Source organism: Acinetobacter sp. WCHA39 (assembly GCF_002165385.1).
Taxonomy (GTDB): Bacteria; Pseudomonadota; Gammaproteobacteria; order Pseudomonadales; family Moraxellaceae; genus Acinetobacter.
The window spans coordinates 50,072-64,019 of the sequence record NZ_NHRP01000009.1 but is presented as its reverse complement, the minus strand read 5'-3'; the positions used below and the strand labels follow the sequence as shown (position 1 = coordinate 64,019).

Below are 13,948 nucleotides of genomic sequence, written 5' to 3'. Positions count from 1 at the left end.
ATGATCGAGCAGATTCAGCCTTTTGCTGTAAAAGAGCAGGCTTCCGTCGTGGAGCACCTGATATCTTTACAACAGCAATTTAAAGAGGTTCATCTAAATAAATTATTTGCAGCAGATTCTGCACGCTTTAAACGTTTTTCGGTTGAGTATGACCAAATTGTTTTGGACTTTAGTAAGCATCGTATTGATCAAACGATTTTAAATAGCTTAGTGGATTTAGCGCAGGCACAAGATTTAAAACGGTGGATCAAAACACTGTTTTCATCTGAGCAGATTAACTATACAGAACATCGTGCAGCGATGCATTGGGCTCTGCGTTTACCTCAATCGGGTTCAGATTTTTCCGAAGTCAATCAACTGGTACAGCAACAGTTGGAGCGAATGTATGCTTTAGTGGATAAAATCCATGCTGGGCAGTATCGCGGTGCGACGGGTGAGGTGATTCAAGATGTAGTCAATATTGGTGTGGGCGGTTCTGATCTTGGTCCACTCATGGTGACGCATGCATTGTCTGACTTTAAGGTCGCAACTACAAAACCTTTAAATGTACATTTTGTTTCGACTATGGATGGTAGTCAACTGTCTGAGTTACTGCATCAACTCCGTCCTGAAACAACTCTATTTATTATTTCATCAAAGTCATTTGGCACGATTGATACACTTTCCAATGCACAAACCGTGCGTCAATGGTTAGAAAAGGCATTGGGGCAAAATGAGAAGATTCTGCAAAATCATTTTATCGGGGTTTCGACTAAGCCTGACAAGATGACAGAGTGGGGCATTGCTGCTGATAAACAGCTGTTGCTCTGGGATTGGGTTGGGGGGCGTTATTCCTTGTGGTCATGTATTGGTTTACCAATTGCCCTGACCATTGGTGTTGACGGATTTAAGCAACTGTTAGCAGGCGCTTATGCGATAGACCAGCATTTTCAATCCGCACCATTTCAGCAGAATATTCCTGTTTTGATGGGGCTTTTAGGCGCGTGGAATAACAATTTTCTGGATATCCAGACCCATGCAGTTTTACCGTATGATGGTCGTCTCAAATATTTTGCAGCTTATTTGCAGCAGCTTGAAATGGAATCTAATGGGAAATCGATTCAACGCAATGGAGAAAAGGTCAGTTCAGCCACTTGCCCAATTGTGTGGGGAGAGGTTGGGCCGAATGCCCAGCATGCTTTTTATCAGCTTTTACATCAGGGTACCCATTCCGTTAGCTGTGACTTTATTGCCCCTGTGAAACGCTATAATGCCAATCAGTTTACCTATGCTGAAAGTGCAGAGGCCTTGGCTGAGCAGCATCATTTGGCTTTATCCAACTGTTTGGCACAGTCGCGCCTGTTGGCCTTTGGAAATCAAGCCTTGGCAGCAGATGAGCTAGAAGATTTACCAACCTATAAACAATATGAAGGCAATCAACCTAGCTCCACTATTTTACTCAAAGAGCTGAATCCTTATAGCTTAGGGATGCTGATTGCGATGTATGAACATAAGGTTTTTGTGCAGTCGGTGTTGTGGAATATTAACCCTTTTGATCAATGGGGCGTTGAAAAAGGCAAAGAAATTGCCAATCAGCTATTACCGATTTTGAACCGTGAACAGGATGATCTCTCTAAATTTGATGCATCAACACAAGGTTTATTGAAAATATTATTAGGAAAAACAGATGGCTAAAGTTTTAGTGACGGGTGGTGCGGGCTATATTGGCTCCCATACCTGTTTAGAGTTGCTTACCGCAGGTCACGAGGTGATTGTCTTCGATAACCTCTCAAACAGCTCTGAAGAGTCTTTGTGTCGAGTACAAGCATTAGCAAATAAAAATTTGGTGTTTGTGCAGGGTGATATTCGCAATCAGGCTGAGTTAGATTCAGTTTTCCAAGACCATCAGATTGATGCAGTCATTCATTTTGCTGGTCTGAAAGCGGTTGGTGAAAGCCAGCAGATTCCATTGGCTTATTTTGACAATAATATTACGGGCAGTGTTCAGTTGGTCAAGGCGATGGAGCGCGCAGGTGTATTTAGCTTGGTATTCAGTTCATCTGCAACGGTTTATGACGAAGCCAATCTTTCGCCTTTGAATGAAGATATGCCAACAGGAATGCCAAATAACAATTATGGTTATACCAAACTGATTGTTGAGCAAATACTGCAAAAACTGGCACAGGCAGATTCTCGCTGGTCGATTGCTTTACTGCGTTATTTTAACCCAGTGGGGGCGCATAAAAGTGGTCAGATTGGGGAAGACCCTCAAGGCATTCCAAACAACCTTATGCCTTATGTGACTCAGGTGGCTGTAGGTCGCCGTGACAAGTTATCTATCTATGGCAATGACTATGACACCATCGATGGTACAGGGGTTCGTGATTATATACATGTAGTCGATTTAGCCAAAGCCCATTTATGTGCCTTAAATAATCGCTTATCTACACAAGACTGCCGTGCTTGGAACATCGGCACGGGCAATGGCTCATCTGTATTACAAGTCAAAAACACCTTTGAGCAAATTAATGGTGTGCCTGTTGCGTTTGAATTTGCACCACGCCGTGCAGGTGATGTGGCCATTTCATTTGCAGACAATACCCGTGCTATAGCAGAGTTAGGTTGGAAGCCGCAATATACATTGCAAGATATGCTGGCGGATAGCTGGAATTGGCAGAAGCAAAATCCGAATGGGTATAAATAACTCGTATTTCAAGTAAGAACAGGGAGCGATTGCTCCCTGTTCTTTGATTAGCCCTGAATTAAATGTGTCAACTCATCCACATAGCTTTGCATTGACTGTGGGTTTTGATCAGCACGACTTTCAATATTTAAACGCAGTAAAGGCTCGGTATTCGATGCGCGGACATTCAAACGCCATGCACCAAAATCAAGGCTGACACCATCGGTACGATCAACCTGTGGATTCTGGTCGGCATAATGATCAAAAATCTTTTGAACCGTTGCTTGCGTGTCTGCTACTTTAAAATTGATTTCGCCGCTACAAGGGAATTTGGCAATCATATTTTCAACGAGTGTCGAGAGTGATTGTTCTGTTTCTGAGAGTAGAGCAATGGTGAGTAACCAAGGAATCATACCGCTATCACAATAAGCAAAGTCACGGAAATAATGATGTGCACTCATTTCCCCACCGTAAACAGCATTATGTTCACGCATCACATCTTTAATAAAAGCATGTCCAGATTTTGATTGAACTGCGATACCTTGGTATTGCTCTACGATATCAAAGGTATTCCAAACTAGGCGTGGATCATGCACAATTTTTTCGCCAGATTGTTTGATTAAGAATGCTTGTGCCAATAAGCCAACAATGTAGTAGCCTTCGATGAATTGACCTTTCTCATCGAATAGGAAGCAACGGTCAAAGTCACCATCCCATGCAATGCCCATATCTGCATTGTGCGCAAGCACAGCATCACGGGTACTGTCTCGGTTTTCAATTAAGATCGGATTCGGAATTCCATTAGGGAAAGTTCCATCGGCTTCATGATGAATTTTAATAAATTCAACTGGAATATTCAGTTGCTGGAATTTCTGTTCAATCGCATCAATGACATGGCCTGCTGCACCATTACCTGCATTTACCACCAGTTTGAGTGGTTTAATTTTCTGAGGATCGATGTAGGTTAATAGGTGATCAACAAACTCTGGCAAAATATTATAGTTTTTAGTTGTACCTTTTTGCTCAACTTCTGTAAAAGTACCTGATTCAGCGAGTGCTTGGATGTCTTTTAATCCCGTATCAGCACTTATTGGACGTGCATTTTCACGTACCAATTTCATGCCGTTATAATCCATTGGATTATGGCTCGCCGTAACTTCAATGCCACCTTGTACATCAAGATGGAAAGCGCCGAAATAAACTTCTTCGGTACCCGTCATGCCTAAATCTAGAACATTGACACCTGCATCATTAAGACCACGAATGGTTGCTTGCTTTAAGCCTTCACTACTCAGGCGGATGTCACAACCAATCACCACTTTTTTAGGTTGATAGATCTGTCCATAGGCACGACCAATTTTGTAGGCGATTTCTTCATTGAGTTCAGTGCCTAGTTTTCCGCGAATATCGTAGGCTTTAAAGCAGGTCAGTTGAGTCATATTTAAAGGTGCTGTTTGTTGTTTATTCATGTGTTGCAGTATACAAAGACTGAGCTAGATTGAACATTGAATGATACAGATTTAATCATTTAGCACATTTATTCTTGGCTCTAGTTGTCGGATAAATTTTAGTTTTAATGACGCTGGTTTTGTAAAAATAAAAATGGTTGTTTCACGTGAAACAACCATTTTTGATCCATAAAGTCTCCCTTTTAAAAGGGAGATGAGGAACGAATATAGCTCCGCAAGGGGATGTTAAGCTGATTTTGCTAGCACTTCAGCCATTGCTGTGGCAACTTTATAAATATTATTCATATTTAAACCAGCAACACAGATACGACCACTACGTACAAGGTAAATTGCATATTCTTCACGTAAGGTGTCGACTTGCTCGCCTGTCAAACCTGTATAACTGAACATCCCTTTTTGGTTTACAAGGTAGCTAAAGTCACGGTCAGGGAGTGCTTTAGTCAGTTCATCTTTTAAGATGCTACGCATTTTGATAATACGCTCACGCATCTCTTTGACTTCGCCTTGCCATTGTTGATTCAGATCAGTGTCATTTAACACTTGATCAACCAACCATGCACCAGTTGTTGGTGGGCTAGAGTAGATACGACGTACCGTTGCTTTTAACTGACCGAATGTGCATTTTGCTGCTTCAGCATCATCACACACGAAAGTTAAACCACCAACACGCTCACCATAAAGTGAGAAGATTTTAGAGAACGAGTTGCTGACGATGAAGTTTAAACCAGCTTGGTCTAAAGCACGAATCGCATAAGCATCTTGTTCCATGCTATCGCCAAAGCCTTGGTAAGCGATGTCGAGGAATGGAATCAAGTTACGCTCTTTTAATACCGCAATCACTTGATCCCACTGAGCTGGATTTAGATCCGCACCTGTCGGGTTGTGACAGCAAGGGTGTAACAACACGATGCTTTGCTCTGGCAAAGTTTTTAATGTCGACAACATACCATCAAAATCAACGCCACGTGTTTCAGCATCGAAATATGGATAGTAGTTGCTCTTGATGCCAGCACCGTTGAAAATCGCAACATGGTTATCCCACGTTGGTTGGCTCACCCAAACTTCTGAATTTGGGAAATAAGTTTTTAAGAAATCTGCACCAACTTTTAATGCACCTGAACCACCCAATGTTTGAATCGTTGCAACACGACCTTGTTGAATAGCAGGGCTGTTTGCGCCAAACAATAGAGCTTGAATTGCGTCACGGTAAGGCTTAAAGCCTTCCATTGGAAGATAAAGTTTGGTTTTATCATTTTTAGGTGCAATACGTTTTTGCGCTTCGATAATGGTATCAAGCTGAGGAACGATACTGTCTTCGTTATAGTACAAACCAATACTTAGATTAACCTTTTCAGCGCGTGGATCAGCATTAAACTGTTCCATTAAAGAGAGAATTGGATCGCCTGCATAAGGTGGGATATGTTGAAACATTAACAATGTCCTTTTATTCAACAAGGTGCATGGATGTGTCTTGAGGAGCACTGCTCCAGATGCCCAATAATGTACCAATAAAGCGATGATGAAGCACGCTGTTATTTACATTTCTAGTGTAGGGTCTGTTGACATTTCACAGATGCTTGCGACAGAGGGCATTTTTTAGACGGTACAAGGCATGTTTAGCGAAATTTAGTTATTCTAAATGAGCGAAACATAACATAGTAACGGCAAAAAATGTTCCTGTCCCGCAGGGTTATGGCTAAAACCTCCCTAAACTGCGTTATGAAACTTGACAAGGGAAGGCCATTGCCTGCGTTTCATGCCTTGTTTATGTTGTTTTAGCCGATAACGCAATGCATGGCTGAAATATCAACAGACCCTATTATTTACTTACAAAAATTTGTAGCAAAGTGCTCGATTATAAAGATTGTCTACAATCAAGCTGTCATACCATAGTCGTAGCATAAGCAATATCAATGAGTCCAAAGATATACAAAATTGAGCATAGACTAATTGTGTAAAAATCATAAGTATTTGTTTTATTTATAATTATTATGATTTTTATGACGGTTTTGAATGATTCTAATCAGAATGGATAGATTATCTGACTGACTGCATAGGTCTATTTTATTGTCGACAATCCTATTGCATTATTTCTGTTATACCGTTATAAAATCATCAAAACTGTAGAGATTGTCGACAATATGCAAGATACCCTTGTTCCTCAAGCCATCAGCACAAGTCAGAGTATTACCCTGACGGAACATGTATTTAAGCAAATTCAATCAGCAATCGTATTAGGACAAATTCCTGCGGGCAGCAAGATTTCAGAACCCGAGTTGGCACGTATTTACGGGATCAGTCGTGGTCCATTGCGTGAGGCGATTCATCGTCTAGAAGGCCAGCGATTGGTTGAGCGTACCGCCCATGTTGGCGCGCGAGTTGTTTCTCTTTCTCTACAACAATTTAAAGAACTTTACCAAATTCGTGCTTCACTTGAAGGCTTAGCTTGTAAGTTGGCTGCACAGCATATTGATAAAAAACAAATCTTAGCATTGCGTGATGTGTTACGAATGCATGCTGAAGATGAAAATTTTAAAGCAGGTAAGGGTTATTACCTACAAGAAGGTCAAGACGATTTCCATTACTGCATTATCAAAAGCAGTGGTAATAAAACCTTAGAAAAAATGTTATGTGATGAGCTGTATCACCTCATCCGTATGTACCGAATTCAGTTTTCAAACACCCCAAATCGACCGAGCAAAGCTTGGGACGAACATATCCGCATTTTAGATGCGATTGCAGAGGGTGATGGTGAACTTGCTGAAATGCTAATGCACCGTCACATCAATGCATCCTATAAAATTGTTGAGCAAACATTGCTGCAAACCCAAGGAGAACATCAACATGGCTAAATCTGCTGGTCAGCTATTCCGCGACGCGGTCGCAAATGAAAAACCATTACAAGTGGTGGGTGCGATCAACGCCAATCATGCATTGTTAGCAAAACGTGCTGGCTATAAAGCTATTTATTTGTCAGGTGGTGGTGTTGCGGCAGGTTCGTTAGGTTTACCTGACTTGGGGATTAGCAACCTTGATGATGTATTGACGGATGTACGCCGTATTACTGATGTCTGTGATCTACCATTATTGGTTGATGTCGATACAGGTTTTGGTGCTTCAGCGTTTAATATTGCACGTACCACCAAGTCGATGATCAAGTTCGGTGCAGCAGCAATGCACATCGAAGACCAAGTGGGTGCAAAGCGTTGTGGACACCGTCCAAACAAAGCGATCGTGACCCAACAAGAAATGGTTGATCGTATCAAAGCGGCGGTTGATGCACGTACTGATGAAAACTTTGTGATCATGGCGCGTACCGATGCGCTTGCAGTTGAAGGCTTACAAGCAGCAATTGACCGTGCAGGTGCATACATTGAAGCAGGTGCGGACATGTTGTTCCCTGAAGCGATCACTGAGTTGGCTATGTATAAGCAATTTGCTGATCTGACCAAAGTTCCAGTATTAGCGAACATTACTGAATTTGGTTCTACACCATTGTTTACGACTGAAGAATTGGCTTCTGCGGATGTGAGCATTGCATTATATCCACTTTCAGCATTCCGCGCGATGAACAAAGCAGCGGAAAATGTGTATGAGACTCTGCGTAAAGAAGGCACACAGAAGAACGTTGTTGACACCATGCAAACGCGTCAAGAATTGTATGAACGCATTAACTATCACGCGTTTGAACAGTATCTTGATGGAACTTTTGCAAAGAATAAATAAGTCAAACAATCTCCCTAAATCCCTCTTTGGAAAGAGGGATTTAGGGAGATTAAGAACTTTATCAGTTTTTACCCCAAGGATATAAAAAGGACAATCTTATGAGCAGTAATGAAACTCCAACAGGCTTCAAGCCAAAAAAATCAGTTGCGTTAAGTGGTCAAGTTGCAGGTAACACTGCACTTTGTACCGTAGGTCGTAGTGGTAATGACTTGCACTATCGTGGTTACGACATTCTTGACCTTGCAGTCGGTAGCGAATTTGAAGAAGTGGCACACTTGCTTGTACATGGCAAACTGCCAAACAAAGCTGAGTTGAAAGCCTATAAAGCAAAACTTAAAGCACTTCGAGGCTTACCAGCAGCATTGAAAACTGCACTTGAGCAGTTACCGCCATCTGCACACCCAATGGATGTAATGCGTACAGGTGTGTCAGTTTTAGGTTGTTTAACGCCTGAACATGAAGACCACAATGAAGCAGGTGCGAAAGACATCGCTGACAAATTGATGGCAAGCTTGGGTTCAATGTTATTGTATTGGTATCACTTCAGTAACAACGGTCGTCGTATCGAAGTTGAAACGAATGATGACTCAATCGCTGCGCATTTCCTCCATTTACTTCATGGTGAAGCGCCATCTGAAGAATGGATTCAAGCAATGCATACGTCTTTGATTCTGTATGCTGAGCATGAATTCAACGCATCGACATTTACTTCACGTGTTGTTGCAGGTACAGGTTCAGACATGTATTCAGCAATTACAGGCGGTATTGGTGCGCTACGTGGTCCAAAACACGGTGGTGCGAACGAAGTTGCATTTGTGATTCAACAGCGTTATGACAACGCTGACGAAGCAGAAGCAGACATCCGTAGCCGCGTAGAGAAAAAAGAAGTGATCATCGGTTTTGGTCATCCTGTTTATACCATCTCTGATCCACGTAACGAAGTGATCAAGAAAGTGGCGCGTGATCTTGCTGATGCTCAAGAGAACACCAAAATGTACCTCATTGCTGAACGTTTAGAAGCAGTGATGAAAGAAGTGAAAAACATGTTCCCGAACCTCGACTGGTTCAGCGCGGTGAGCTATCACTTGATGGGTGTTCCAACAGCAATGTTCACTCCATTATTCGTGATTGCACGTACAGCTGGTTGGTCAGCACACGTGATTGAACAACGTCAAGACGGCAAGATCATTCGCCCAAGCGCGAACTATACTGGCCCTGAAAACTTAGAATTCAAACCATTGGCGGAGCGTGGTTAATGACAAATCAATACTGTAAACCGCTGGCAGGTACCCAGCTCGAATACTATGACGTGCGTCAAGCCGTTGAAGATATTCAGCCAGGCGCATATGAAACTTTGCCATACACATCTAAAGTGTTGGCAGAGCAGCTTGTACGTAAAGCTGATGTAGAAAACTTAACTGATTATTTAAAGCAATTGATTGAACGCCGTCAGGACATGGATTTTCCTTGGTATCCTGCACGTGTAGTATGTCATGACATCTTAGGTCAAACGGCACTCGTTGACCTTGCTGGCTTGCGTGATGCGATTGCTGAAAAAGGTGGTGACCCATCTAAAGTCAATCCAGTGGTTCCAACGCAGTTGATCGTGGATCACTCTTTGGCGGTGGAATTTGGTGGCTTTGATCCTGACGCGTTTGAAAAAAACCGTGCAGTAGAAGATCGTCGTAACGAAGACCGTTTCCACTTTATCGAGTGGACCAAAACTGCATTTAAAAATGTCGACGTGATCCCTGCGGGTAACGGCATCATGCACCAGATCAACTTGGAGAAAATGTCTCCAGTGATCCAAAACCGGGATGGCTTAGCGTTCCCTGATACCTGTGTTGGTACAGATTCACATACCCCACATACCGATGCACTTGGTGTGATCTCAGTGGGTGTGGGTGGTTTAGAAGCTGAAAACGTGATGTTGGGTCGTGCATCTTGGATGCGTCTTCCAGACATTATCGGTGTTGAGTTTGTCGGTCAGCGTCAAGCAGGCATTACTGCAACGGATATCGTACTCGCTTTAACTGAGTTCTTGCGTAAAGAGCGTGTAGTCGGTGCTTATTTAGAGTTCTTTGGTGAAGGTGCTGACAGCATGTCAGTGGGCGACCGTGCCACCATCTCGAATATGACCCCAGAATATGGCGCAACTGCGGCAATGTTCTATATCGACCAAAACACGATTGATTATTTACGCCTGACAGGTCGTGAAGATGCACAAGTGGCATTGGTTGAGCAATACGCAAAAGAAATCGGTCTTTGGGCATCGGATATGACCAAAGCGCAGTACCCACGTGTACTTCGTTTCGATCTTTCAACAGTCACTCGTAACATTGCAGGTCCATCAAACCCACATGCACGTGTATCTACTGCTGATTTGAAAGAAAAAGGTATTGCTGGCGTTGTTGAAAACCGTACGGATGGTTTAATGCCTGATGGCGCGATCATCATTGCTGCGATTACCTCTTGTACCAATACCTCAAACCCACGTAACACGGTGGCAGCAGGTTTATTGGCACGTAAAGCCAATGAACTTGGTTTAGTGCGTAAACCTTGGGTGAAATCTTCATTTGCACCAGGTTCTAAAGCGGCTGCACTTTATCTTGAAGAAGCTGGCGTACTGAAAGACCTAGAGAAACTTGGTTTTGGTATCGTGGCGTATGCATGTACTACATGTAACGGTATGTCAGGTGCGCTTGATCCAGTGATTCAACAAGAAATCATTGACCGTGATTTGTATGCGACAGCGGTACTTTCGGGTAACCGTAACTTCGATGGTCGTATCCATCCTTATGCAAAACAAGCGTTCTTGGCATCGCCTCCACTTGTGGTAGCGTATGCGATTGCAGGGACAATTCGTTTTGACATCGAAAAAGACTCATTGGGTACAGACAAAGACGGTAATCCAATTTACCTGAAAGATATCTGGCCATCTGATGCTGAAATCGATGCACTGGTAAAAGAAGCTGTGAAGCCTGAACAATTCCGTAAAGTCTACATTCCAATGTTTGACCTCGGTGAAGTTGAGCAAGCAGAAAGCCCACTTTACGACTGGCGTCCTATGAGTACTTACATCCGTCGTCCGCCGTATTGGGAAGGGGCGTTGGCTGCACCACGTACTTTGACCAACATGCGTCCGCTTGCAATTTTGGGTGATAACATCACGACTGACCATTTATCGCCTTCAAATGCGATCATGATGGATTCGGCTGCGGGTGAATACCTACACAAAATGGGCGTACCTGAAGAAGACTTCAACTCATATGCGACACATCGTGGTGACCATTTGACAGCCCAACGTGCAACATTTGCCAACCCGAAATTGTTTAATGAGATGGTGGTTCGTTCTGACGGCACGATTAAACAAGGTTCAAAAGCGCGTGTAGAGCCTGAAGGCGAAGTGATGCGTATGTGGGAAGCGATTGAAACTTACATGAACCGTAAGCAACCGTTGATCATCATTGCAGGTGCGGATTATGGTCAGGGTTCAAGCCGTGACTGGGCAGCGAAAGGTGTTCGTCTTGCAGGTGTTGAAGCGATTGTGGCTGAAGGTTTTGAGCGTATTCACCGTACTAACCTTGTCGGTATGGGCGTGTTACCGCTTGAGTTTAAACCGGGTGTGAACCGTAAAACGTTGAAGTTAGATGGTACTGAGCTTTATAGCGTGATTGGTAATATCTCACCGCGTTCGACTTTAACTTTAGTGATTGAACGTGCCACAGCAGATGGTAAAGAAGAAATTCTTGAAGTACCTGTGACTTGCCGTCTAGATACAGAAGAAGAAGTGTCTGTATATGAAGCGGGTGGGGTATTACAACGTTTTGCACAAGACTTTTTAGAAGGGAATACTTGAGTATATTGTAAAATTAAAAAAAACCCTCTAATCTAACGGAGGGTTTTTTATGATATAAATTATATGATTACAAGTTTATCTTTAGAAAATTTTAAATCATTTCAAAAATTGGATAAATTAGAAATTAAACCATTAACTATTTTATTGGGTAGAAATAGTTGTGGAAAATCCTCCATCATTCAAAGTTTGCTGTTACTTAAACAAACTTTGGATGATGATGGAAATGCTGATTTAAATGTAGAGGGTAAATATCTAAAATTTAGTAATTTAACAGAAATTAGCTATGGTTTACCCAAGGATGAATTAGCAAATATCCAATACAAAATTAATGTAACAAAACTTAAGGATTCAGCTGAATTTTTTTTAGAGTTTAGGAATAAAAAGGAATATGGTTCATATAAGCCTTATTTAAGCACTTTTATTCATAAAAGTGGTGATAAAGAAGTTAATTTGATGGAACTCAATGAAGATTTTTTTTCTAAGAGTTTAAGTTCATTAATAAAAGATTTAAAAGATAGTAATGAGAGTAAATTTAAAGGAATAAATAAATTTGAAATTGGATTTCAAAATTTTATTCCCAAGGTCATAATTTTAGAATCAAATAATAAAAAGAAAAAATTTATGTTTCCAATAAGTTTTGCATATGAAAATCTTATGGTGGATGAGTTCGAACGTGATATACACAAAATAAAATATTTAAGTCCTTTAAGAGCTAGCCCAGAACGTGTGTATATTCACTATGCAAAAAATGCATCAGAGATAACGGAAAATGGAGCTAATTGTGCACATGTATTATGGGCTAAAAAATCTGAATTAATATATTTTGATAAAAAAAGAATTAAGTTAATAGATGCAGTACATAAATCTATAGAAATACTTGGGCTGGCTCAAAAATTATCCTCGGAGCAGATTAATGATATGGTATATCAGATTGATCTTAAATTAAAGAATTCAAAAAAAGCTGTATCCTTGGCTGATGTAGGATTTGGATATTCTCAAATTTTACCAGTTATCTTATTAGGTTTGATTAATAATGATGATAATTTGATTTTAATTGAACAGCCTGAAATTCATTTGCATCCATCAAGTGCTGGTAAATTAGCTGATCTATTTTTGACTTTTATTAAAGATAGAAAAAGATTTATTATTGAGACTCATAGTCAGGAATTAATTAATAAACTACGATTAAGGGTAATACAAAATCCTGAATTGAAAAATTTAATTAATATAGTGTTTATTGATCAAGATGATGAAGGAACTCAAATCAAACAGTTTGAAATAGATGAAAATGGGATGTTTCCAGAATGGCCAAATGGTTTTCTAGATGAATCTGAAAATCTTGCACGTGAGATATTATTAGCGCGAGTTGGACGGTCAGATGATTAAGGTAACTTTATGTCCTCATTATCTTATTAATTATAAATATGATAATCCAAAAGATATTGAAAATAATATTTTGCGTCATTTAACTTTGTTTTTGGAAAAACTAAAAGAATATAATGTAAAGCTTGTAATATCTAAGAAATTATCTTCTAAAATATTGGAGAATTTCCCATGGGATAGGAAAAGTGATAAAAATTGGTATGGATTTATAAAAGATTGGGAAGCTCAAATATTACCTTATATTTATAATGCTGTATTAATTTCACATGAGGATAGTTTCCTTTTAACTTCCGAAGAGGGATGTCAAGATGTTAATGATGAGATCAAGAAAATCTTTGAGAGTTTTCTAGAAATATTTGCAGGAAAAAATATTGCAAATCAACTTAGTGAGGAAGGTTTATTTTGTAGTGATTCATGTGGATATACAGATGACTACAAAAGTTTTTTGATTTTAGATCAAGATTCAAAGAATTTTAGAATACTTCTTCATCCTTGGCTAAGAGTTTATCCAAATAATTGCCTATTGCCTGTTGATGGGGAATACAAATTCGTTCCACCTAGTAATTGGAGGGATTCATTAAGTCCCATAAAGAATCATAAAGAGCCATATGGATTTATAGATGATGATGGTAAGGTTTGGAAATGGGATTTAGAACATAAAGATCATTGGGATGTCCAACTTAATAGTAAAGAAAGTTCTCGAGGTGATTATTTGAATATTACGCCAAATGGAAAGCTATTAGAGCGGAAATAATATTTTGCTTAACTGCCATCACCATTTGTCAGAAAGGTCAATAAACAATCAGTATTATCACGCTATAGTATATAAACCATTTCTAAAATCTATGG

General features: G+C 40.6%; 10 protein-coding genes. 8 read left to right on the top strand and 2 right to left on the bottom strand.

Features of this window, described 5'->3' with window-relative positions:
- Positions 1-1,674 (top strand): glucose-6-phosphate isomerase, encoded by a 1,674-nt coding sequence (gene pgi, locus CDG56_RS06400; RefSeq protein ID WP_087547303.1) that lies wholly within the window; start codon positions 1-3, stop codon positions 1,672-1,674.
- The gene (gene galE / locus CDG56_RS06395) at positions 1,667-2,683 is read left to right on the top strand and encodes a UDP-glucose 4-epimerase GalE (protein ID WP_087547302.1); all 1,017 of its coding nucleotides are present in this window, start codon (positions 1,667-1,669) and stop codon (positions 2,681-2,683) included. Before pgi ends, galE begins: the two co-directional genes overlap by 8 nt.
- Positions 2,684-2,730: 47 nt before the next feature.
- On the opposite strand, the gene CDG56_RS06390 is transcribed toward galE, so the two are convergent.
- Both CDG56_RS06390 and CDG56_RS06385 read right to left on the bottom strand, forming a co-directional pair.
- Complete coding sequence (locus CDG56_RS06390; RefSeq protein ID WP_087547338.1) at positions 2,731-4,101, bottom strand: phosphomannomutase; 1,371 nt, start codon at positions 4,099-4,101, stop codon at positions 2,731-2,733.
- A 255-nt stretch (positions 4,102-4,356) separates the two neighbouring features.
- On the bottom strand, positions 4,357-5,562 hold the full coding sequence (locus CDG56_RS06385; RefSeq protein ID WP_087547301.1) for an aromatic amino acid transaminase: 1,206 nt from the start codon (positions 5,560-5,562) through the stop codon (positions 4,357-4,359).
- 710 nt (positions 5,563-6,272) lie between these two features.
- On the opposite strand from CDG56_RS06385, the gene CDG56_RS06380 reads away from it, so the two are divergent.
- The 6 genes from CDG56_RS06380 to CDG56_RS06355 all read left to right on the top strand — a co-directional run bounded on the left by CDG56_RS06380 (position 6,273) and on the right by CDG56_RS06355 (position 13,853).
- Complete coding sequence (locus tag CDG56_RS06380; RefSeq protein WP_004956801.1) at positions 6,273-6,983, top strand: GntR family transcriptional regulator; 711 nt, start codon at positions 6,273-6,275, stop codon at positions 6,981-6,983.
- Entirely contained in the window at positions 6,976-7,857 is an 882-nt protein-coding gene (gene prpB / locus CDG56_RS06375) for a methylisocitrate lyase (RefSeq protein WP_004665301.1), read from the top strand. The genes CDG56_RS06380 and prpB overlap by 8 nt, the downstream gene beginning before the upstream one ends.
- Before the next feature lie 98 nt (positions 7,858-7,955).
- The gene (gene prpC, locus CDG56_RS06370) at positions 7,956-9,113 is read left to right on the top strand and encodes a 2-methylcitrate synthase (RefSeq protein WP_004907222.1); all 1,158 of its coding nucleotides are present in this window, start codon (positions 7,956-7,958) and stop codon (positions 9,111-9,113) included.
- On the top strand, positions 9,113-11,716 hold the full coding sequence (acnD, locus tag CDG56_RS06365; protein ID WP_087547300.1) for a Fe/S-dependent 2-methylisocitrate dehydratase AcnD: 2,604 nt from the start codon (positions 9,113-9,115) through the stop codon (positions 11,714-11,716). The genes prpC and acnD overlap by 1 nt, the downstream gene beginning before the upstream one ends.
- 63 nt (positions 11,717-11,779) lie before the next feature.
- A complete protein-coding gene (locus CDG56_RS06360; RefSeq protein ID WP_087547299.1) occupies positions 11,780-13,102 on the top strand; it encodes an AAA family ATPase in 1,323 nt (440 codons plus the stop codon).
- On the top strand, positions 13,095-13,853 hold the full coding sequence (locus CDG56_RS06355) for a hypothetical protein (protein WP_087547298.1): 759 nt from the start codon (positions 13,095-13,097) through the stop codon (positions 13,851-13,853). The genes CDG56_RS06360 and CDG56_RS06355 overlap by 8 nt, the downstream gene beginning before the upstream one ends.
- Positions 13,854-13,948 lie beyond the last annotated feature (95 nt).

Coding starts and splice junctions, on each gene's coding strand:
- pgi (WP_087547303.1), top strand. CDS start 1: ATGATCGAGCAGATTCAGCCTTTTGCTGTAAAAGAGCAGGCTTCCGTC.
- galE (WP_087547302.1), top strand. CDS start 1,667: ATGGCTAAAGTTTTAGTGACGGGTGGTGCGGGCTATATTGGCTCCCAT.
- CDG56_RS06390 (WP_087547338.1), bottom strand. CDS start 4,101: ATGACTCAACTGACCTGCTTTAAAGCCTACGATATTCGCGGAAAACTA.
- CDG56_RS06385 (WP_087547301.1), bottom strand. CDS start 5,562: ATGTTTCAACATATCCCACCTTATGCAGGCGATCCAATTCTCTCTTTA.
- CDG56_RS06380 (WP_004956801.1), top strand. CDS start 6,273: ATGCAAGATACCCTTGTTCCTCAAGCCATCAGCACAAGTCAGAGTATT.
- prpB (WP_004665301.1), top strand. CDS start 6,976: ATGGCTAAATCTGCTGGTCAGCTATTCCGCGACGCGGTCGCAAATGAA.
- prpC (WP_004907222.1), top strand. CDS start 7,956: ATGAGCAGTAATGAAACTCCAACAGGCTTCAAGCCAAAAAAATCAGTT.
- acnD (WP_087547300.1), top strand. CDS start 9,113: ATGACAAATCAATACTGTAAACCGCTGGCAGGTACCCAGCTCGAATAC.
- CDG56_RS06360 (WP_087547299.1), top strand. CDS start 11,780: ATGATTACAAGTTTATCTTTAGAAAATTTTAAATCATTTCAAAAATTG.
- CDG56_RS06355 (WP_087547298.1), top strand. CDS start 13,095: ATGATTAAGGTAACTTTATGTCCTCATTATCTTATTAATTATAAATAT.